Source organism: Streptomyces sp. NPDC001108 (assembly GCF_053598535.1).
In genome coordinates, this window is record NZ_JBSFKL010000004.1 from 43185 (window position 1) to 64254 (window position 21070).

The 21070-nt window shown below is 72.7% G+C and carries 19 protein-coding genes and 1 riboswitch; of the genes, 10 read left to right on the top strand and 9 right to left on the bottom strand.

From position 1 onward, the window contains the following. Positions 1 to 56: 56 nt before the first annotated feature. The 4 genes from ureC to ACWC97_RS11685 all read right to left on the bottom strand — a co-directional run bounded on the left by ureC (position 57) and on the right by ACWC97_RS11685 (position 3664). Positions 57 to 1781 (bottom strand): urease subunit alpha, encoded by a 1725-nt coding sequence (ureC, locus tag ACWC97_RS11670; protein WP_352279390.1) that lies wholly within the window; start codon positions 1779 to 1781, stop codon positions 57 to 59. Continuing rightward, positions 1781 to 2188 carry an urease subunit beta gene (locus ACWC97_RS11675; protein ID WP_352279392.1) on the bottom strand — a complete coding sequence of 136 codons (408 nt, stop codon included), beginning with the start codon at positions 2186 to 2188 and terminating at the stop codon, positions 1781 to 1783. Before ACWC97_RS11675 ends, ureC begins: the two co-directional genes overlap by 1 nt. Positions 2189 to 2382: 194 nt before the next feature. Beyond that, the gene (locus tag ACWC97_RS11680; protein WP_352279394.1) at positions 2383 to 2688 is read right to left on the bottom strand and encodes an urease subunit gamma; all 306 of its coding nucleotides are present in this window, start codon (positions 2686 to 2688) and stop codon (positions 2383 to 2385) included. Positions 2689 to 2692: 4 nt separating this feature from the next. Then, on the bottom strand, positions 2693 to 3664 hold the full coding sequence (locus ACWC97_RS11685) for an urea transporter (RefSeq protein WP_450648874.1): 972 nt from the start codon (positions 3662 to 3664) through the stop codon (positions 2693 to 2695). A gap of 519 nt (positions 3665 to 4183) precedes the next feature. Between ACWC97_RS11685 and ACWC97_RS11690 the strand changes: the two genes are divergently transcribed. Next, complete coding sequence (locus ACWC97_RS11690; RefSeq protein ID WP_450648876.1) at positions 4184 to 5806, top strand: alpha/beta fold hydrolase; 1623 nt, start codon at positions 4184 to 4186, stop codon at positions 5804 to 5806. 16 nt (positions 5807 to 5822) lie between these two features. Here the strand turns inward: ACWC97_RS11690 and ACWC97_RS11695 are convergent, their stop codons facing one another. Both ACWC97_RS11695 and ACWC97_RS11700 read right to left on the bottom strand, forming a co-directional pair. Next, positions 5823 to 6446, bottom strand: a complete 624-nt coding sequence (locus tag ACWC97_RS11695) for a hypothetical protein (protein ID WP_352279398.1) — start codon at positions 6444 to 6446, stop codon at positions 5823 to 5825. A 112-nt stretch (positions 6447 to 6558) separates the two neighbouring features. Next, on the bottom strand, positions 6559 to 7413 hold the full coding sequence (locus ACWC97_RS11700; RefSeq protein WP_450648878.1) for a DUF3626 domain-containing protein: 855 nt from the start codon (positions 7411 to 7413) through the stop codon (positions 6559 to 6561). Between the two features lie 170 nt (positions 7414 to 7583). Here ACWC97_RS11700 and ACWC97_RS11705 point away from each other — a divergent pair, with 170 nt between their 5' ends. The 3 genes from ACWC97_RS11705 (at position 7584) to ACWC97_RS11715 (ending at position 11303) form a co-directional block, all read left to right on the top strand. Continuing rightward, positions 7584 to 8414 (top strand): hypothetical protein, encoded by an 831-nt coding sequence (locus ACWC97_RS11705; protein ID WP_450648880.1) that lies wholly within the window; start codon positions 7584 to 7586, stop codon positions 8412 to 8414. A 316-nt stretch (positions 8415 to 8730) separates the two neighbouring features. After that, positions 8731 to 10470, top strand: coding sequence for an FG-GAP repeat domain-containing protein (locus ACWC97_RS11710; protein ID WP_450648882.1), 1740 nt, complete (start codon positions 8731 to 8733; stop codon positions 10468 to 10470). A gap of 146 nt (positions 10471 to 10616) precedes the next feature. Continuing rightward, entirely contained in the window at positions 10617 to 11303 is a 687-nt protein-coding gene (locus tag ACWC97_RS11715) for a formylglycine-generating enzyme family protein (protein WP_450648883.1), read from the top strand. A gap of 151 nt (positions 11304 to 11454) precedes the next feature. On the opposite strand, the gene ACWC97_RS11720 is transcribed toward ACWC97_RS11715, so the two are convergent. After that, entirely contained in the window at positions 11455 to 11688 is a 234-nt protein-coding gene (locus tag ACWC97_RS11720) for a ferredoxin (RefSeq protein ID WP_352279406.1), read from the bottom strand. Beyond that, the gene (locus ACWC97_RS11725; protein WP_352279408.1) at positions 11688 to 13148 is read right to left on the bottom strand and encodes an aldehyde dehydrogenase; all 1461 of its coding nucleotides are present in this window, start codon (positions 13146 to 13148) and stop codon (positions 11688 to 11690) included. Before ACWC97_RS11725 ends, ACWC97_RS11720 begins: the two co-directional genes overlap by 1 nt. Positions 13149 to 13350: 202 nt before the next feature. On the opposite strand from ACWC97_RS11725, the gene ACWC97_RS11730 reads away from it, so the two are divergent. Further along, positions 13351 to 14403 carry an MBL fold metallo-hydrolase gene (locus tag ACWC97_RS11730; protein WP_450648886.1) on the top strand — a complete coding sequence of 351 codons (1053 nt, stop codon included), beginning with the start codon at positions 13351 to 13353 and terminating at the stop codon, positions 14401 to 14403. A gap of 70 nt (positions 14404 to 14473) precedes the next feature. Here ACWC97_RS11730 and ACWC97_RS11735 read toward each other — a convergent pair whose 3' ends face one another. Beyond that, positions 14474 to 15043, bottom strand: coding sequence for a mycothiol transferase (locus ACWC97_RS11735; protein WP_352279475.1), 570 nt, complete (start codon positions 15041 to 15043; stop codon positions 14474 to 14476). A 61-nt stretch (positions 15044 to 15104) separates the two neighbouring features. Further along, a riboswitch (cobalamin riboswitch) is annotated at positions 15105 to 15248 on the top strand. A 110-nt stretch (positions 15249 to 15358) separates the two neighbouring features. Here ACWC97_RS11735 and ACWC97_RS11740 point away from each other — a divergent pair. From ACWC97_RS11740 to ACWC97_RS11760, 5 genes are read left to right on the top strand one after another with little or no spacing between them, the layout of a single operon-like run. After that, positions 15359 to 16651, top strand: coding sequence for a prenyltransferase/squalene oxidase repeat-containing protein (locus ACWC97_RS11740; protein ID WP_450648887.1), 1293 nt, complete (start codon positions 15359 to 15361; stop codon positions 16649 to 16651). Then, positions 16648 to 17349, top strand: a complete 702-nt coding sequence (locus tag ACWC97_RS11745) for an SCO2322 family protein (RefSeq protein ID WP_352279413.1) — start codon at positions 16648 to 16650, stop codon at positions 17347 to 17349. Before ACWC97_RS11740 ends, ACWC97_RS11745 begins: the two co-directional genes overlap by 4 nt. Further along, a complete protein-coding gene (locus tag ACWC97_RS11750; RefSeq protein ID WP_450648889.1) occupies positions 17346 to 18509 on the top strand; it encodes an energy-coupling factor transporter transmembrane protein EcfT in 1164 nt (387 codons plus the stop codon). Before ACWC97_RS11745 ends, ACWC97_RS11750 begins: the two co-directional genes overlap by 4 nt. Next, on the top strand, positions 18506 to 20227 hold the full coding sequence (locus tag ACWC97_RS11755; RefSeq protein ID WP_450648891.1) for an ABC transporter ATP-binding protein: 1722 nt from the start codon (positions 18506 to 18508) through the stop codon (positions 20225 to 20227). The genes ACWC97_RS11750 and ACWC97_RS11755 overlap by 4 nt, the downstream gene beginning before the upstream one ends. Next, on the top strand, positions 20224 to 21063 hold the full coding sequence (locus ACWC97_RS11760; RefSeq protein ID WP_352279418.1) for an ECF transporter S component: 840 nt from the start codon (positions 20224 to 20226) through the stop codon (positions 21061 to 21063). The genes ACWC97_RS11755 and ACWC97_RS11760 overlap by 4 nt, the downstream gene beginning before the upstream one ends. Positions 21064 to 21070 lie beyond the last annotated feature (7 nt).

A 21070-nucleotide genomic window follows, 5' to 3' on the forward strand; every position in this document is an offset into this window, starting at 1 on the left:
ACCGTTTCCGTTCGGACGATTCGTTCTCGGACGATTCACTCTCGGGTGATTCGTTCTCAGACGATGTAGAAGAGGTGGTTGAGCGGGAGCCGTTCGGCGGGCTCGATGGTGGCGGGCTCGCCGTCCACGGTGACCTTGTACGTCTCCGGGTCCACCTCGATGCGCGGCAGCGCGTCGTTGCGCACCATGTGCTCCTTGCCGATGGTCCGGCAGCCGCGCACGGGCTCGATGCGGCGGCCGAGCCCCAGCTCCTCGGGGACCCCGGCGGCGATGGACGCCTGCGACATGAACGTCACGTTGGTGCGCTGCGCGGCGCGGCCGTGGGTGCCGAACATCGGCCGGTAGTAGACCGGCTGCGGGGTGGGCAGGGAGGCGTTGGGGTCGCCCATCAGCGCCCAGTTGACCATGCCGCCCTTGATGACGAGCCTCGGCTTGGCGGCGAAGGAGTGGATCGGCCAGAGCACGATGTCGGCGAGCTTGCCGGGCTCCAGGGAGCCGATCACGTCCGCCGCGCCGACCGCCCGCGCCGGGTTGATCGTCAGCTTGGCGAGGTAGCGCAGGACGCGGGCGTTGTCGTTGCGGGAGCTGTCCTCGTCGAGCGGGCCGCGCATGTCCTTGCAGTGGTGCGCGGTCTGGAAGGCGCGCAGGAAGGACTCGCCGACCCGGCCCATGGCCTGGGAGTCGGAGGAGAAGATGCTGATGACGCCGAGGTCGTGCAGGACGGTCTCGGCGGCGATGGTCTCGGCGCGGACCCGGCTGTCGGCGAAGGAGACGTCCTCGGGGATGTCGCGGGAGAGGTGGTGGCAGACCATCACCATGTCCAGCAGTTCGTCCACGGCGTTGACCGTGTACGGCAGGGTCGGGTTGGTGGAGGCGGGCAGCACGTTGGCCTCGCCGGAGACCCGGATGATGTCGGGGGCGTGGCCGCCGCCCGCGCCCTCGGTGTGGAAGGTGTGGATGGTGCGGCCGTCGATCGCCGAGAGGGTGTCCTCGTAGAAGCCGCCCTCGTTGAGGGTGTCGGTGTGGATGGCCATCTGTACGTCGTACTCGTCGGCGACCCGGAGCGCGGTGTCGATGGAGGCGGGGGTGGCTCCCCAGTCCTCGTGGACCTTCAGCCCGGCGACGCCCGCCTCGACCTGTTCGCGCAGCGCCTCGGGGAGGCTGCCGTTGCCCTTCCCGAGGAGCCCCACGTTGACCGGCAGGTCCTCGACCGCTTCCAGCATGCGGTGGATGTTCCAGGGGCCGGGGGTGCAGGTGGTGCCGTTGGTGCCGTCGGTGGGGCCGGTGCCGCCGCCGAAGAAGGTGGTGATGCCGTTGGAGAGGCCCTCCTGGGCCTGCTGGGGCGCGATGAAGTGGATGTGCGTGTCGACGCCTCCGGCGGTGGCGATGAGGTGTTCGCCGGATATCACCTCGGTGCCGGGGCCGATGACGAGCTTGGGGTCGACGCCGCTCTGGAGGTGCGGGTTGCCGGCCTTGCCGACGCCGACGATGAGCCCGCCGCGGACGCCGATGTCGCCCTTGACGACGCCGAGGACCGGGTCGAGGACCACGACGTTGGTGATGACGAGGTCGAGCGCGCCCTCGCGGTTGAGCGCGGCGGGGTCCTGGGCCATGCCGTCGCGGATGGCCTTGCCGCCGCCGTAGACCGCCTCCTCGCCGTAGGAGCCGGCGTTGTGGTCGTACTCGACCTCGACGACCAGGTTGGTGTCGGCGAGGTGGAACCGGTCGCCCACGGTGGGGCCGAACAGGTCCGTGTACTGCTTGCGCGGGATGATCGCCATCAGATCCGGTCCTCTGCTTCGTTCTCGGTGGCCGGCTCGGGGTGTACGAAGCCGAGTTCGGCGGCGCGGCGGAGCGCGTTGCGGCGGGTGTCGGGGGCGGTCAGCCCGCCGTCGACGAGCCCGGCGAATCCGACGAGCCGTCCGGTCCCGGCGAAGGCGCAGAGCTCCACCTCGCGGGTGTCGCCGGGCTCGAAGCGCACGGCGGTCCCGGACGGGATGTCGAGCCGCATGCCGTAGGCGGCCTCGCGGTCGAAGCGCAGGGCGCGGTTGGTCTCGAAGAAGTGGTAGTGCGAACCGACCTGTACGGCCCGGTCACCGGTGTTGGAGACGGTGATCCGGGCCTTGGCCCGGCCGGCGTTGATCTCCACGGGGTCGTCCCCGTAGAGGTAGTGGGCTCCGCCCGACATGTGTATCTCCTCGTGGTGGTGGGGCGTCTCAGAGCCTGTCGGGTGACCTTCGACCGATGGGCGGACGCGGTCTGGTGCGTGTGATTCCAAGGCGCCGGGATGTCCTTGTAGCGGAGCTACTCGGGCATTCCGGCAACGCCGGAAGCGCGCGTGCCAGGACGTGGCAGCCCGGTCAGAGGTCGCCCGACAGGCTCTCAGGCGCTGATCGGGTCGTGGCAGGTGACGAGCTTCGTCCCGTCGACGAAGGCCGTCTCGACCTGGAGGACGGTGAGCATCTCCCTTACGCCGGGCATCACGTCGTCCCGGGAGACGACCTGGCGGCCCAGCTCCATGCACTCGGCGACGGTGTGGCCGTCGCGGGCGGCCTCCAGCACGGCCTCGGTGATCAGCGCGGCGGCCTCGCTGTAGTTGAGCTTGGTCCCGCGGTCCCTGCGGCGCCGAGCCAGGTCGGCGACCACGTAGACGTGGAGCTTGTCGATTTCCCGGGGTGCGAGGTTCATGACGTCACGTCGCTTTCTCGAAGGAGATGCCGGGCCGGCCCAGTACCGGTCCCGCGGCCAGGAAGAGCCAGGTCGTCACGGTGAACGGCCAGGTGAAGGGGGTGGTGCCGAACGACTGGGCGAACACTTCCCAGGCGGCGGCGAAGGGAACCGTGGCGACGGCGGCGAGTGCCGCGTACCCCGCGGTCCAGACGGTGGGGGTCAGGAAGACGGCTCCCAGGGCGACGGCGCAGAGCACCGCGTTGTAGCCGTACAACCCGTCGGTGATCGAGGCGGCGGGCAGTCCGGCCGCGCAGGCCGTCACCAGCGCCACGGCGCTGCCGGCCACCGCGGCGAGCGCCGCGGTCCGGGAGGCGAGGAGGAGCCCGGCGAGCACGATCAGGCCCGCGTACCAGGTGTCGAGGAAGAAGATCTGGCCGATGTTGGCGCAGAGCGCCCGCCCGGCATCGGCAGCGCTCAGCCCCGTGAATCCGGCCACGCGCGCCGTCGCGCCGATGGTGACCGGCCCCTTGGACAGCGCGACCGTCAGGGCGCTGACGACCAGACAGTACGGGGCCGTCAGCACGGGCAGCCCGAGAGGGGTGAACAGCCTTCCCGCCGCCCCGCTCAGCACGGCGCAGACCGCCGCCGCGAGCACGACCAGCACGGCCGTCCGCCACGAGGCACCGAGCCGGAGCATCAGGGCAAGGCCGGTCAGGCAGCCGCAGTAGCCCTGGAGGCCCTGCGCCACCCCCGTCCGGTCGGCCCCGAGCAGCGCCCCGGCCCCGGTGGACGCGACGGTCCCGAGCAGCCCGAACACTCCGAGCCGCCACCCGCCGGTGAACAGGGCGAGCGCGAAGAGCAGCCCGGACCACGGAATGCCGACGAGCACCACCTGAGCGATGCCCCGCAACTGCGCCGCCCCGACCCCCGGAACCGTTCCGTCACGGGTGAATACCCGGCCCCGTATCCGCACCGCCTGTTCTGCTGCGGGCACGTCTTCTCTCCTTTGAGACACGACTGAGACACGACGAAATAAGGGCGCGCCGAATTCATCCACATCACCTCGTCCGGAGAATGTGGACCTTGATCAACAATCTGTTGAGACGGTACGCCCGACCGTGACGCAAAGGCATCGCCGCAAGGTGATTGCGGAGTGCGATCGACCGGCAACTCACGGCCATAACCCCAGACCGAAGCCCCGCCACTCCACCCGGGCAACAATCCGGAACCACCTGATCCGCGGATTTCTTGATCAGAGGTTGAACATTCCGCGTCCACTTTTTGACCGAAAGATAAGCCCCGCAAAGGCACTTCACCCCTTTCACTCCGCCGCGACCCCCGACGCCGCCCACAACACCCGCATCCAGACCGCATGTATCATGCACGTATAAAATTCGACAAGAAAATTAGGTTAAATTCCGGCACAAGGGAATCGACCCGGCACCCGCCCTGGATCCCCGGCGTACCATCCGCCCCCGCCACGGGCCGGAGGCAGCCATGAGTGAATGGGGGCATGCTCCTCGACTTCACCCACGTCCACGGCGGCGAACGGCTGAGCGGCGTGCACGGCGGCGAGCCGTCCAGGGCCACCGCCGTACTGCTGCACGGTGCGGGCACCGGCAGCAAGGAGCGACTGCTGCCGCTGGCACGGGAGTTCGCGGCCCACGGCTGCCGGGCGGTCGCCTTCGACTTCTCCGGGCACGGCGCGAGCACCGGGAAGCTCCCCGAACTCAGCCTGCGGCACCGGTTCGAGCAGGCGGTCTCCGTGATCGACGCGAACGCGGGGCCGGACGGGCCACTGGTCCTGGTGGGGTTCAGCATGAGCGGGCAGACGGTGGCCGATCTCGTCCGGCACTACGGGGACCGGGTGGCGGCGCTGGGGCTGTGCGCGCCCGCCGTGTACGCCGCCGAGGCGTGGGACGAGCCCTTCGGCGACGGGAACGGCCGGTTCAGCGAGATCATCCGGCGGCCGGGCAGTTGGCGGGAGGCGCCCGCGTTCGAGCCGCTACGGGCGTACGAGGGCCGGGCGGTGCTCGCCGTACCGGGCACGGACGAGGTGATCCCGGCGGCGGTGACGGAGGCCGTCCAGGAGGCGCTCACCGTACGCGCCCAGTACACCCGGTTCGATCTGCCGGACGCGTCGCATCAGTTGGGCCTGTGGTTCCGTGACCACGCCGACGACTGCCGCGAGTTCGTGACGGCGGTGCTGACCGGCCTGGGCGACCGGGGCTGGACGGCGACCCGCGCCTGGGTGGCCGCGCAGCTCGGCCCCGGCCGCTCGGTCACCGGCTCCCGCCCCCTGTCCGGCGGCTGGAGCGCCCAGATGCGCCGCCTCACCCTCGACGACGGCACGGACCTGGTGCACCGCACCTTCGTGAAGCCCTTCTTCCGCCGTCACGGGCCCGGACTGCTGGACCGCGAGGCGTCCGTCCTGACCCTGCTCGCCGGGGAGGACTCCATCCCCGCGCCCCGCCTCGTCGCCGTGGACGCCACCGCCGAACACTGCGACCACCCGGCCCTGCTGATGTCCGCGCTGCCGGGCCGGGTCCGCGTCGACGGGGACGACCTCGACCGGCGCCTGGACCTGCTCGCCGCCCAACTCGTCCGCGTCCACGCCGTCGTCCCGGCCGTACGCCCGCGCACCTACCAGGCGTGGACGCCCCCGGAGCACCTCCGCACCCCGGACGGCCCCCTGTGGGAGCGGGCCCTGGCCCTGCTCCACGGCGACCCGCCGCCGTACGAGGGCCGCTTCCTGCACCGGGACTTCCACCCCGGCAACGTCCTCTTCTCGGGGACCGGGCCCGACCTGCGGATCACCGGCGTCGTCGACTGGGTCGAGACGTCGTGGGGCCCCGCCGACCTGGACGTGGCGCACTGCTCGACCGCGCTCGCCCTGCTGCACGGACCGGCGTACGGGCTGGACTTCCGCGACCGGTACGAGGCCCGGGGCGGCCACGGCCTCGCCGACGGCCCCGACCACCTGTACTGGCGGCTGCTGGACGCCCTGCACTACTGCCCCGACGCGGCGAAACTGGCCGGCCCCTGGCGCGAACTGGGCCGCACCGACCTGACGCCCGGGGTACTGGCGCACCGCCTGGAGGCGTACGTGGAGGGCCTGTTGAGCCGCTACGCCTGACCGGGCGACGGCTGCCTCACGCCTTGGCGTGCCTGGCGCGGACCACGGCGCGGGCCTCGGCGAGGAGTTGGAGGGCGTGCTCCCGGTCCTGCTCCAACGCGTGGTCCACGCCGTCGACGGTGACCGTGAGCAGCGCCGTTCCCTCGTCGGCGTACGCCTGGAGCCTGCCGCCGGTCAGGGCGGCGTCGGGCGGGTCGGCCCGGTAGACGACACAGGTCTTCCCGGGGCCCCGGAAGGTCTTGGTGACCCCCGCGGCGGTCGTGTCGCGGCAGTGCTCGCCGGCGTAGTCGTCCGAGCCGACGCGGCGCTCCCAGTCGAGGATCTCCAGCGAGACCTTCGCGGCCGTGCGGTGCGGCCCGTCCGTCCCGTACCCCGCCTCGACGGCCGAGACGAACACCACGCACGACCCCTTGCCGTCCTCGAAGCCCCCGACGGCCTGGTCGAAGTCGTTGTCACCGAGCGCCGTGGCCACCGTCTCCGCCTTGAGGTAGTGCCCGCACCGCTTCTCCACCCCCTGGGCCAGCGCCTTGCCCACCGCGGGCTTCGCGTCCCCGCCGCCTCCGCCGCCGCACCCGGCCACCAGCGCCGACACCACGGCCACCACCCCGACCAGAGCCAACCCCTTGCGCGCCCGAGCCATCCCGTCTCCCCTGTCGTTCCGACGCCCCCCGACTCCCCATCATGGCGCCCGGCGCCGACCAGGGTGTACCGGGGAGGGGCCACGGCTCACCGGCCACGACCCGTGAGCGGTGTCACCCCTCGCTTCCGGGCGCCCCGAACCGCGCGACGTAGTGCCAGACCTTCTTGACCGCCTGGGGGTCGTGGCGACCGTCCCGCGCCGCGTTCCCGAGGACGAGCGGATCGAGTACCCCGTCGACGGCGAGCCGTACGCCCAGGTCGACGTACTCCTGCCCCCGGTAGCCGGGGTGGCGGAGAAGCTCCTCGACCGTGAGCCGGAAGCCGGGGTGCCACTCCACCGGGCAGCCCAGGCGCGAGGCCGCCTCCTCGACGGCCCCACCCCGGTAGCAGGGGTCCAGAACCAATGCCTCCGCATGCCGGTCCGGCCGTACGGGCCCGTGCACCTGCGCCTCGATGTAGTCGTCCAGGTCGTCCTGCCGGTCGGCGAGGGCGAGGTCGATGAGCCCCATGCGGGCCGCGTCCCCGAAGTCCGAGGGTTCGAGGAAGCTGTCCGGGTAGCAGAACGTGGTCCGCGTCAGCGTCCCGGCCGCCAGCCGGAAGTGCGCGGAGCCGAACCTCGGTGCGGCGCCGACGCGTTTGCGGCGGAAGTCCAGCGCCCCGTACACGGGCCGCTCGTGGGCCGGCTCCTCGTCGTAGGCCCCGCCGAAGATCCGGCTCTCCCAACGCCACCGGTCACCCCCGGGATGCGCGGTCAGCCCGCCGTTGCTGGTCCCCGTGACGAACTGCGAGTGGTAGACCCCGTCCTCGGCCATGACGTCCAGGACCGACCTGCCCCGCACCAGCCGGTCCGGATGGAAGTTGAGCGTCACCCGCAACGCCGGGTCCAGCGGCGGCCCCGCCGCCAGCTTCGCGACATGACCGAGGGCTTGCGCCTGAGGCGTCCGGGAGAGGGGAACTGAGGAACTCATCCGCGCAGTCTCCCCCGATCCGATCAACCACCGCACGCGAATTGGGGCGCTCGACGTCCGGCACTCCGACAGTGGCGGTCGGCATTCCAACACGTCCGTTTTGGCTCTTGCATGACGTTCCGTGGCGGTGCCGGCGCATGAGAACTCAGCCGAACGGGGATTACCGCTGGGTGAAAACAAGGGGGTACGGCAACGTTTGGTACCGCGGGCGGCTGCCCCACTGGTTACGGGGGCTGCTCGTCCTCGCGGCCGGGTGGGGGGTCCTGCTCTGCGGTCAGCAGGTCGCCGAAGGCTTCGGAGCGACCATGGAGTACCGCGACGCACCGGTCTGCCAGGGCGGGGACCGGAGCGGGGACGCGGACGAGGGAGAACCGTGCGTGCGGCGTGAGGCGGGCACGGTGCTCGACCGGCGGACGGGTGAGCACTGCACGTCCAACAGCACGAGCGGCGGCACGACGGGAGGCATCGCCACCGGAGGCATCACGGCCGGGGGCGGTATGAACACCGCCGGTGGCGCCGGCGGAGTAACGGCCGGCGGAGTGACCACCGCAGGCGGGGGAAGCGGTGGCACGACCTGTACGACGTACTACCAACTGAAGGTTCAACGACCCGGGGACACCACCTGGTTGGGTGTGGCGTCGGCGACGTACGACGACGCCAGGAAGGGTGACCACGCCGAAGTCCGTCTCTGGCAGGAGGACGTCGTGGAGCTGAGGGTTCGCGGCCACATCGACTCCTACCCGCCCTCCGCGCAGCAAGCGGTTCTCCCATGGCTCGCACTGGGCTGCCTGATCCTGGCGGGCGGCGCATGGGCCTTGCTGAGCGGGCGGCTCTCCGGCCTCTTCGCCTTCCCCAACTTCGGCATGCTGTTCGTGGCCATCGGGGTCGGCTGGCTCGGCTACATGGCGCTGTTCGGCGGCCACCCCGTGGCCTGGGGCTTCGCCATCGTGTGGACGGGCTTCGCGGTCTTCTGGACCGTGAGTGCCTGGCGGGACTGGTAGTACGCGAACCGCTCCCGATCAGTAACCCAAGGGCCCTCGCATTGTTCACATCAAGGTGTGGCGAAACATCGACGCTTACACGCCAGATATAGAGGAATAAATAGACACCTTTGTCCGGCTTTTTTCAGCGCGAAACGCACACCTGATGGGCACTTTCAGGCCATACACCCCCGCCCCGGATAGCGATGATCGACATCATGCATCCACATTCCTCACACTTTCCACACGCTCTAGGGTGCATATCGACCAGGCCGGAAAGGGGTTTCACTCCATGCATGCTCCCAGAGGGAGAACCAGACAAATAAACATGATGGGTGTGACGGCTTCGCTTGCCTTCGCGCTGGCGCTCGCCCTCGCCCTGCCGCAGCACGCGGAGGCATCCGACGGCTCACGGGGCGGGAGGGCGCCAGGGGCCGGCCGGTCCCCCGCGACCGCGCCCGACGCCCCGACCGGGCTGGACACCGGTCCCAGCTCCGGCGGTTGCCGGACCTCGGCCCCTTTCGTCTCCCTCGGCAACACGGACGTGACGATCCACGCCGGGGTCGGCGCCCCCGACGGGGGCACACTGAACGCCCGGTTCGACCTGTGGGCGACGGGGCATCACCCCGACAACGACTCCGACGGCGCTCTGATCGTCAGCGCCGTCGTCCCGGCGACTTCCGGGACGGTGGCCTCGCTCAGAGTGCCGAAGGAGACGTTGCGGCAGTACCTCACCACCGCCGACGGGGACTTCTCCTGGCGGGTCCGGGCGGAGAACAGCACGTCCCAGTCCGCCTGGACACCGGACGCCGGCGGACCCGGCTGCCGGTTCGCCTTCGACCCCGGCCGCCCGAGCTCACCGCCGACCGTCAAGTCGACCGACTTCCCAGACGGTTCGGGCGGCTGGCCGACGGAGACCGGTCAGGCCCGAAAGCCCGGCACGTTCGTCATCGGCGACGGCGGTGCCGACGACGTGGTGTCGTACCAGTACTGGACCGACTGGGACCCCACCGTCCGCTCCGTCGTGCCCACCGCCGATCTCGACGGTGATGGAAGGAAGGACGGCGAGATCACTCTCACGCCGCCTTCGGCGGGCCCGCACACGCTGAACGTACGCAGCCTCGATACCGCCGACAACCGGTCGGACCTCACTCATTACCTCTTCTACGCCAACAACCCCTCCGCCCCGAACGGGCCCGGTGACCTCGACGGCGACGGAATCGCCGACCTCTACGGCGTACGCACCGACGGCAAGCTGGTGTTCTACCCGGGCGAGGGGAACGGCAGCGTCGGAGCCGGCACCGTTGGCGGGAGCGGCGACTTCAGCGGGGCCTCCCTCACTCATCGCGGCGACTGGACGGGAGACGGCTACGAGGACCTGATCGCCGCGCTTCCCGGCAACGGGGGGAAGTCGCTGTACCTGTTCCCCAACAACGGGTCGGGATTCGCCTGCTCAGAACTCGGCGAACAGGCCGACGAGCAGTCGCCGTCCTGCCAGTACGGTGCGGAACAGCTCCAGGTCTTCGACGAGAGCAACAACCACTGGGCGACGGCGGACCAGATCCTCGCGATCGGGGACGTGGACGGGCCACCGGACTTCGACGGCGTCGGCACGGCAGACGCTCCCGGCTTCCCCGACCTCCTGGTCAAGGAGGGCGACCGGCTCTGGCTCTACTTCGGCTCCCCGTCCCTCTACCTCGACGCGGACCGGGACCCGGTCCTGATCGGTGAGGGCCCCTGGTCCGACTACGACCTGGTCGCTCCGGGAGACCGCACCGGGAACGGACACGTGGACCTCATCGCCCGTGACAGGAAGACCGGTCAGCTGCGCCTTTTCGAGGGCACCGGAGGCTCCGGCGAGGGGCTCGGTGACGAGACGGCCTCCATCGTGCTCGGTACCGGCTGGGCGCCTGCCGACCGGCCGCTGATCGCGGCCGCCCCGGGTGGTGCGGGAGACTCCGGGGCCGGTCTCTGGGCGACCGGGAGTGACGACCTGCTCCGCTTCCACCCGAACATCTCGGGCAGCGGGGTCTCCGTGGGCACCACCGGCTGGCTGGGCCTGCAGGCGCTGAGCTGATCCCAGCAGCACGGAACCACCAGTTCGGCCCGTACCGGAGGCGTTCCGGTGCGGGCCGACTCCGCGCCCGTACCGTTCCTCGGCGGCGCGTGCATGCGTCCTTCCCGCGCAAGCGGCAGCCTGGACAGCCGTTAGGCTCCCCGGTCATGGGGACGCATACGGGTCGGGGAACCGAGCTGGTCGGCATTCCGCCGGGGACGGTGACGCTGTCGGACCGGCGTACGCGGCGCAGTTGGGCGGTCGAGCTGGCTCCGTACCGGCTCGCGTCCGTGCCCGTCACCCAGGGGCTGTACGCGCGGATCACCGGTGGCCGGCCGGGCGCCGCGTGCGGGGACCGGCTGCCCGTCGAGTCCGTGTCGTGGTGGGACGCGGTGCGGTTCTGCAACGCGCTGTCGCTGAGCGAGGGGCTGACGCCCGCGTACCGCCTCCCCGACGACGCCTCCGACGAGCGCGTCGAGTGGGACGGGAGCGCCGACGGCTACCGGCTGCCCACCGAGGCCGAGTGGGAGCACGCCTGCCGCGCCGGTACGACCGGTCCGCGCCACGGCGAGCTGGACGCGATCGCCTGGTACCGGGAGAACGCGGACGACCGCGTCCACGAGGTGGGCGGCAAGCAGCCCAACGCGTGGGGGCTGCACGACATGCTGGGCAACGTCTGGGACTGGTGCTGGGACGTCTACGACGCCGAGGTGTACGGGAGCTACCGGGTGCTGCGCGGCGGCGGCTGGTTCGACGAGCACTGGAGCTGCCGCGCCTCGGCCCGTCGTCGCAGCCACCCGACGTTCCGGGTCGACGACGTGGGCTTCCGGCTCGCCCGCTCGGGCGCACACTGAGCCGGCCCGCGGGAAGACCTCGCGGGTGCCGGTGATCGCGCCGGACGGCCCGGGCTCCCGCCGCGGGCGAACCCCGGCCGAACGCGGCGGCCGGGGGCGGCCCGTACCGGACGTACTCCGCCACGGGCCTCCCCCACGTGATACGCACCGCCTACTCCTCCGGCGGGAACACCACCTCGTCCGAGCCGGTCAGGGTGATCGTGATCGCCTCGACCGGGCAGCCCTCGGCGGCCGTGAGGACCTTCTCGTCGGCGTCGGTCTCCGCGTCCACCGGGTGGGACTGGCGGGCGGTGTCCAGGGCGAAGCGGCCCGGGGCGTGGTTCAGGCACATGCCGGAGCCGATGCAGACGCCCCGGTCGACCTCCACGGACCAGCGGTCCCCCATCACGCCTCCCCGTATCCGGCCGGCAGGTGGATCATCTTGTGCTCGAAGAACTCGCCGTACCCCTCGGGGCCGAACTCCCGGCCCAGGCCGGAGTTCTTGTACCCGCCGAACGGGCCGAGCATGTCGAGGCTGAAGGTGTTCACGCTGTACGTGCCGGTCCTGACGCGGCGGGCGATGTCGATGCCGTGCTCGGTGTCGGCGGTCCAGACGCTGCCGCTCAGGCCGTACTCGGAGTCGTTGGCGATCCTGACCGCCTCGTCCTCGTCGCCGTACGGCAGCAGGCAGATGACCGGGCCGAAGATCTCCTCGCGTGCGATGCGCATGGAGTTGTCGACATCGCCGAAGAGGGTCGGCTCGACGTACCAGCCGCGCTCCTGGGAGGCCGGGCGGCCGCCGCCTGTGAGGATCTTGGCGCCCTCGTCCTGCCCGGTCCGGATGTAGTCGAGGGAGCGCTGCTGCTGGCGGCGGGCGACCAGCGGGCCCAGTTCGGTGGCGGGGTCGAGCGGGTCGCCGACCTTCAGCGCGCCCGCCGCCGCCGCGAACGCCTCGGCCGTCTCGTCGTAGCGGGAGCGCGGTACGAGGATGCGGGTCTGGGCCACGCACGCCTGGCCGTTGATCATCCAGGCGAACGGGACGATGCCCGCGACGGCCGCGTCCAGGTCGGCGTCGGGCAGGATCACGGCGGCGGACTTGCCACCCAGCTCCAGGGTGACCCTGGTGAGGTTGCGGGAGGCGACCTCCATCACCCGGCGCCCGGCGGCCACCGACCCGGTGAACGACACCTTGTCCACGCCCGGGTGCCCGACCAGGTACTCGCTGACCTCCCGGTCGGCGGGCAGGATCGACAGCACCCCTTCCGGCAGCCCCGCCTCGGCGACGATCTCCGCCAGCAGATAGGCGTCCAGCGGGGTCTCCGGGGAGACCTTGAGCACGGCGGAGCAGCCGGCCAGCAGCGCGGGCGCGAGCTTGGCGGCGGCGGTGAACTGCGGGACGTTCCACGGCACCACGGCCGCGACCACCCCGACCGGCTCCCGGCGCACCAGCAGCGGCCCGAGCGCCCCGGCCCGCCGCTCCTCGTAGCGGAAGTCCCGGGCGACGGTGAGCGCCGAGTCCCACACCATCATCGCGGCGAGCGCCTGCACCATGACGCTCGACGTGTACGGGGTGCCGTTCTGCGCGCTGATGACCCGGGCGAACTCCTCGTACCGGGCGGCGAACGCGTCCTTGATCCGGCTCACCACCGCGATCCGCTCGTCCAGGCTCGTCCGGGACCACGGCCCCTCGTCGAAGGCCCGGCGCGCGGCGGCGACGGCCCGGTCCACGTCCGCCTCGGAGGCGTGCGGCACCCGGCCGATGACCTGCTCGGTGTGGGGCGAGACGACCTCGATCACGTCCCGGCCCAGCGGATCGACCAACTCACCGCCGATGAACAGCTTCCCGTGTTCGACTAGCTCGGTCATGGCCTGCCGCCTCCCGCGCACCGATACGTGAACTGATTACTCGTCAGAACTGATACCAGTTCCAGTTCCAGGAGTCCACGGGCGCACGCCCGGACAGCGGTTGGTCGACCAGGGCTACTACTGGAACAAGTTCTCGTTACAGTAGGGGCATTGGGCCCGACAGGCGGTGGGGCGGGCGGTTCGCCGCGGCCCGCCGGGAGAGATGGGGGACCGCGTGACGCAGGTGACCGACCACGGCGGGGGCGTGCACAGCATCAAGGTGCCGATCCCCGACAACCCGCTGGGCCATACGCTCGTGCACGTCCTGGAGACCGGCCGGGGTCCGGTGCTGATCGACACCGGCTGGGACGACCCGGAGGCGTGGGACACCCTCGTCGCCGGGCTGGAGGCGGTCGGGACGGCGGTGTCCGACATCCATGGCGTGGTCATCACCCATCACCACCCGGACCACCACGGGCTCTCCGGGCGGGTGCGGGAGGCGTCCGGGGCGTGGATCGCCATGCACGCGGCGGACACCGCGATCGTGCGCCGCACCCGCGCCTCCCGGCCCGGGACGTGGATGACGTATCTCGTGACGAAGCTGAGCGCGGTCGGCGCGCCCGAGGAGCATCTCGCGCCGTTGCGGGAGGCGGCGGCCGCCGGGGAGCGGATGCGTACGCTGCCGGGGCTGCGGGCCGCCGTGCCGGACCGGGAGATCGTGCCGGGCGAGCTGCTGGACCTGGCGGGGCGCCGGTTGCGGGCGATCTGGACACCGGGGCACACGCCGGGCCATGTCTGTCTGCATCTGGAGGAGGAGCACCCGGGGAACCTGCCGGGCCGGGGGCGGCTCTTCTCCGGGGACCATCTGCTGCCGGGGATCAGCCCGCACATCGGGCTGTACGAGGACCCGGACGACGCCACGGTCACCGACCCGCTCGGCGACTACCTCGACTCGCTGGAGCGGATCGGCAGGCTCGGGGCGGCCGAGGTGCTCCCCGCCCACCAGTACGCCTTCACCGACGCGGCGGGGCGGGTGCGGGAGCTGCTGGACCACCACGAGGACCGGCTGTCCGGGCTGCTCGGGCTGCTGGCCGAGCCGCTGACGCCGTGGCAGCTGGCCGAGCGGATGGAGTGGAACCGGCCCTGGGAGCGGATCCCGCACGGCTCGCGGAACATCGCGGTCTCGGAGGCCGAGGCGCATCTGCGGCGGCTGGTGAAGCTCGGACGGGCGGAGGCGGTGGCGGGGAGCGAGCCGGTGGCGTACATCGCGGTGTGAGCGATGTGGGCGACGTGGGCGGTACGACCGGCGTGGGCGGACCTCCGGGACGCTCCCCGAACGGCCGAGGCTACTGCCCCACGCGGCCGTCGATGCACTCGCGCAGCAGGTCCGCCTGGCCGCAGTGGCGGGCGTACTCCTCGATGCGGTGCACCAGAAGCTCCCGTACCGAGATCCGGTCCCTGCCGAGCCGCTCGCCAAGGTCCGGGTGGGCGGCAAGGGCGGCGTCGGTCGCGGCCTGCTCGCGCTCCAGGTCCGCGTAGGCGGCGTCGATCACGGCCTGGTCGGCCACGGCCCCGTCGAAGTCCGCGTCGCGCTTCCCGTACAGCTTCGGGAGGGGTTCGCCGTCGCTGATCCAGTTGCGCCAGTCCCGTTCGTCCTCGGCAAGGTGGCGCAGGAGGCCGAGCAAGGAGAGCGTCGAGGGCGGGACGGAGCGGCGGGCCAGCTGCTCCGGGTCCAGGCCCTCGCACTTCATCCTCATGGTCAGCCGGTAGTCGTCCAGGAACTGGGTGAGCGTCGCGAGCTCACCCTCCGGGCTCGCGCCCTCCTCGCTCCGGGGATCGTCGTCCGGGTCCACCCACATGTCGGGATGGACGGTTGCCTGGGTCCAGCGCGCGGGTTGATCGTTCATGGGCGCCATCGTCCTGCGCCGGCGCCTGCGCATGCCACTCGTTTACGGTCCTCGAACACGGCATCGAAGCGGCTTGGGGGCGCCCGGTAGAGTGGGCGGGTCGTCATCATGCCCGTTCAGGGGGAAGCCGGTGCGAATCCGGCACTGACCACGCAGCCGTGAGCCGTCCTCGCCGACGGTGAGTCGGAATGCCCTGTCCCGGTCGTGACCGGCTCGGACCACCGGATCCCCCGGTGGTCGGCACCGTCGAGGTATACGGGGCCGGAGCCTGGTGCCTGAGCGTGCCTGCCCGGATTCACCCCGCAGGAGAGGCACCCGCCCGTCATGACCGTACGCCGCAGCGCAGCGACGCTCGCCGCCACCGCCGCCGTGCTCTGCGCGGCCGCCGCGCCGGCCGCGGTCGCCGCGCCGTCCCCGACGCCCTCGCCGTCCGCCGCCCTGCCCGCCGGGCTGTACGGCACGAAGGACCCCACGTACGACGGGGTGTGGCGGCAGTCGCTGTCCTTCCTGGCGCAGAAGCTCGAAGGGGTCACCCCGGCCGCGAAGTCGGTGGAGTGGCTGATCGGCCAGCAGTGCGCCGACGGCTCGTACGCCGCCTACCGGCCCGACGCCTCCGTGCCGTGCGACGACAAGACGGTGCGGGACACCAACGCCACCGCCGCCGCCACCCAGGCGCTGGTCGAGGTCGGCGGCCACGGGGACATCGTGGACAACGGGGTGCGCTGGCTGAAGTCGGTACAGAACAAGGACGGCGGCTGGGGCTACACGGCGGGCGCGCCCAGCGACGCCAACTCCACCTCGCTGGTGATCGGCGCCCTCGCCCGGCAGGGGCAGCGGCTGTCCGAGATCACCACCCCGGACGGCAGGACGCCCTACGACCCGCTCCTCGCGCTGGCGATCCCGTGCGGCGGCAAGGACGCGGCCGGCGACGAGGCCGGCGGCGCCTTCGCGTACCAGCCGGACAAGAAGGGCAAGCTCGTCGCGAACGCGGACGCCACCGCGGCCGCCGTGCTCGGCTCCATGGGCAAGGCCCTGGCGGTCGGGAACAACGCCCCGGGCAAGGCGCCCGTCTGCCGCCCCGGTGACGTGCGCACGCCCGAGCAGGCAGCGCAGAACGGCGCCCACTACCTCGTCGGCGCCCTCGCGAAGACCGGCCACCTGGACCAGCCGCCGATGCCCGGTTCCGACGACAGTGCCCCGCTGCCCGACGTCGGCAACACCGCGGACGCGGTCGTCGCGCTCTCCGCCTCCGGCCACCGGGACAAGGCCGCCGGGGCGGTCGCCTGGCTGAAGAAGAACTCCGCGGACTGGGCCGCGCAGGGCGGCCCGGCCGCCTACGCCCAGCTCATCCTGGCCGCCCACGCGACCGGCGACGACGCCCGCGACTTCGGCGGCGTCGACCTGGTCGCCCGGCTGAACGCGGCCGGTCCCGCCCCCGCCTCCATCGTCACCCCCGACCCGTCCGCCGACACCGGTTACGTCTCCACGGAGAAGGACCAGGTGCACAGCGGCGACGACGTGATCGGCGGCGTGTGGTGGTACATCGGCATCGGACTGGTCGTCGCGGCGGGCGCGTTCTTCCTGATCAGCGGCCGGCGGAAGAACCAGCAGTCGTGAGGCGCGCGGGAAGCGCCGCGGTGCTGCTGGTCCTCGGCGCGCTGCTGGCCGTGGTCGGCGCGGCCCCGGCCCAGGCGGCCGGTTACCGGTACTGGTCGTTCTGGGAGGGGTCCGGCTCCGGCTGGGCGTACGCCACCCAGGGCCCGTCGCTGGTCCGGCCCGACGACGGTGAGGTGCAGGGCTTCCGGTTCGCGGTGAGCGAGGACTCCCAGAACGCGGCGAAGCCGCGCCGCGCCCCCGTCTTCGCGGAGATCTGCGGGGACACCCCGGCCACCTCCGGCACCAAGCGCGTCGCGGTGGTCATCGACCCGGGCACGGCCGCCGACGCCCCGGGCGGTGCGAACCCGCCCGCACCGCGCGCCGCCTGCGCGCGGGTCGCCCCCGACGCCAGCGCCGCCGAGGCCCTCGCCAAGGTCGCCCGGCCGCTGCGCTACGACAGCAACGGGATGCTCTGCGGCATCGCGGGCTACCCGGCCACCGGCTGCGGCGAGCAGGTCTCCGGCGACGGACACCCCGCCCCGGCCACCTCCGGTGACGCCGCCTCCGGTGACACCACCGCCGCCCCGGCCTCCCCCCGGGCGCAGGCCGACGGCCCGGACGGCTCCGGCGGCCCGTCCGCCGGGGTGTACGTCGGTGTCGGCGCCGTGCTCCTCCTCGGCGTCGCCGGAGTCGTCCAGGCCCGCCGCCGCCGCGGATGACCGCCGCCCCCACCGGCGGCGGCACGCTCCTGACCCGTCGCGGCCCGCTGCGCGCCCCCGAGGCGACCCGGAGCAACGCGCTGCCCGCCGGGGCGTGGTGGCTGTGGGCGCTGGGCCTGGCCACCGCCGCGTCCCGGACCACCAACCCCCTGCTGCTCGGGCTGCTGGTGGGGGTGGCCGGTTACGTCGTGGCGGTGCGCCGCACGGACGCGCCGTGGGCCCGTTCGTACGGGACGTTCGTGCGGATCGGGCTGTTCGTCATCGGGGTGCGGCTGGTGTTCTCGGCCTTCCTCGGGTCGCCGATCCCCGGTACGCATGTGCTGTTCACCCTCCCCGAAGTGCCGCTGCCCGACTGGGCGCAGGGCATCCGGCTGGGCGGCCGGGTCAGCGTGGAACAGCTGGTGTTCGCCCTGTACGACGGGGCGAAGCTGGCCGCGCTGCTGATCTGCGTCGGGGCGGCGAACTCGCTGGCCAACCCGGCCCGGCTGCTGAAGTCGCTGCCGGGCGCGCTGTACGAGGCGGGGGTGGCGGTGGTCGTCGCGATGACCTTCGCGCCGAACATGGTCGCCGATGTGCTGCGACTGCGGACCGCCCGGCGGCTGCGGGGCCGTCCGACCGGGGGGATCAAGGCGGTCCTCCAGATCGGGCTGCCGGTGCTGGAGGGTGCGCTGGAGCGGTCGGTGGCGCTGGCGGCGTCGATGGACGCGCGCGGGTACGGGCGCACCGCCCAGGTGCCGCGCGCCGTCCGGCACACCACGAACGTGCTGACCCTCGGCGGGCTGCTGGGCGTCTGCGCCGGTACATACGGGCTGCTGGCCGCGCAGGGCGCGGTGTACGGGCTGCCGTTGGTGGTCGTCGGGCTGGTCGCGGCGATGGCCGGGCTGCGGCTCGGCGGGGCCCGTTCGGTCCGTACCCGCTACCGGCCCGACCGGTGGGGGGCGCGGGCCTGGCTGGTGGCGGGTTCGGGGGTCGTGGTGGCGGTGTCGATGATCTGGGCGGGCGCCGTCGACGGGGAGGCGCTGCACCCGGGTGTGGTGCCGCTGGTCGCGCCGGTGCTGCCGTTGTGGCCCGCCGCGGCGGTGCTGATCGGGCTGGCGCCCGCGGTGGTGGCCCCGGCCCCGCCGGTGGTGGCCGGTCCGCGTTCCAAGGAGGTGCGATGATCCGGTTCGAGCAGGTCTCGGTACGTTACGAAGAGGCGGAGCATCCCACGCTGTCGGGGGTCGATCTGACCGTCCCGGAGGGTGAGCTGGTGCTGCTGGTCGGCCCGTCCGGTGTCGGCAAGTCGACCTTGCTGGGTACGGTGAGCGGGCTGGTGCCGCACTTCACCGGCGGCACGCTGGGCGGCCGGGTCACGGTCGACGGGCGCGACACCCGCACCCACCGGCCGCGCGAGCTGGCCGATCTGGTGGGCACGGTGGGCCAGGACCCGCTCTCCCACTTCGTCACCGACACGGTCGAGGACGAGCTGGCGTACGGCATGGAGTCGCTGGGCCTGGCCCCCGACGTGATGCGGCGGCGGGTCGAGGAGACCCTGGACCTGCTGGGTCTGGCCGAGCTGCGCGACCGGCCGATCGCCACGCTCTCCGGCGGTCAGCAGCAGCGGGTCGCGATCGGTTCGGTGCTCACCCCGCACCCCAAGGTGCTGGTCCTCGACGAGCCGACGTCCGCGCTGGACCCGGCGGCGGCCGAGGAGGTGCTGTCGGTGCTGCAACGGCTGGTGCACGACCTGGGGACGACGGTCCTGATGGCGGAGCACCGGCTGGAACGGGTGGTGCAGTACGCGGACCAGGTCGTGCTGCTGCCCTCGCGGGGCACCGCTCCGGTGATGGGCGCGCCCGCGGACGTGATGGCGCTCTCGCCGGTGCATCCGCCGGTGGTGGCGCTGGGCCGGCTGGCGGGGTGGGAGCCGTTGCCGCTCTCGGTGCGCGACGCGCGGCGCCGGGCGGGCGGGCTGCGGGAGCGGCTCGCCGACGTGGCGCCGCCCGCTCCGGGGCCGGTGGCCGCGGCGGCGCCGTCGCCGCTCACTGCCGCGCCGGTGCGGCGGGGTGCGCTGGCCCGGCTGCTGGGGCGCGGCGCGCGGCCCGGGGACGGGACCGGGGCCGGGGAGCCGGTCGGAGAGGTCGCGGCCCGGGTGGAACGGCTCGGGGTGCGGCGCGGCCGGGTGGAGGCGCTGCGCCAGGTGTCGCTGACCGTGGCGCCGGGCGAGACCGTGGCGCTGATGGGGCGGAACGGGGCGGGCAAGTCCACCCTGCTGTCCGCGCTCGTCGGCATGGTCGAGCCCACCTCCGGCACCGTCCTGGTCGGCGGCCGGGCCCCGCACCGTACCGAGCCGCGCCAGATGGTGCGCCGGGTCGGGCTGGTCCCGCAGGAGCCGCGCGATCTGCTGTACGCGGACACCGTGGGCGCGGAGTGCGCCGCGGCGGACCGGGACGCGGGCGCCGCGCCGGGAAGCTGCCGGGCCCTGGTCTCCGAGCTGCTGCCGGACGTGCCGGACGGGACCCACCCCCGTGATCTCTCCGAGGGGCAGCGGCTGGCGCTGGCCCTGGCGGTCGTGCTGACCGCGCGCCCCCCGTTGCTGCTGCTGGACGAGCCGACCCGGGGCCTGGACTACGCGGCGAAGGCCCGGCTGGTCGGGGTGGTCCGCGGGCTGGCGGCCGAGGGGCACGCGATCGTGCTGGCCACCCACGACGTGGAACTGGCGGCGGAACTGGCGCACCGGGTGGTGATCCTGTCGGACGGGGAGGTCGTCGCGGACGGGGAGACCCGGAAGGTCGTGGTCTCGTCCCCGGCGTTCGCCCCGCAGACCTCGAAGATCCTCGCCCCGCAGGAGTGGCTGACCGTGTCGCAGGTGCGTACCGCGCTGGGAGAGCCGTCGTGACGGGGCGGCGGGCGGAGCCGGTGGTGCGCCGGGCGCGGCCGGTGCGGCTGGGGCCGCGGGCCGTCGCCGCGCTCGTCCTGGTCAGCGCGATCGGGGTGGTCGCGTTCGGCTGGCCGCTGCTGGCCGGGCCCGGGATCGGACCGGCGCACGCGCAGGACGCGCCGTGGCTGTTCGCCGCGCTGCTGCCGCTGCTGATCGGCGTGGTGGTGGCGATGATCGCCGACTCGGGTCTGGACGCCAAGGCGGTGGCGATGCTGGGGGTGCTGGCCGCCGTCGGCGCGGCGCTGCGGCCGCTGGGGGCGGGCACGGCGGGGCTGGAGCCGATGTTCTTCCTGATGGTGCTGAGCGGGCGGGTCCTCGGGCCGGGCTTCGGTTTCGTGCTGGGCTCGGTGACGATGTTCGCCTCCGCGCTGCTCACCGGCGGGGTGGGGCCGTGGATGCCGTTCCAGATGCTGTCGATGGGCTGGTTCTCGATGGGCGCGGGGCTGCTGCCCGGCGCGGACCGGCTGCGCGGGCGGGCCGAGGCGCTGCTGCTGGCGGGGTACGGGTTCGTGGCGTCGTTCGCGTACGGCACGGTGATGAACCTGTTCGGCTGGGTGACGGTGCCGCCGACGGGGTCGGGGGTCTCCTTCCACGCGGGCGATCCGCTGGCGGAGAACCTGGTCCGGTTCCTGGCGTACTGCCTGGCGACGTCGCTCGGCTGGGACCTGGGGCGGGCGGTGCTGACGGCGGTGCTGACGCTGGCCGTCGGTCCGGCGCTGCTGAAGGCGCTGCGGCGGGCGACCAGGCGGGCCAACTTCGAGGCGCGGGTCACATTCGACGCTCCCGGCGCGTGAGGGCTCC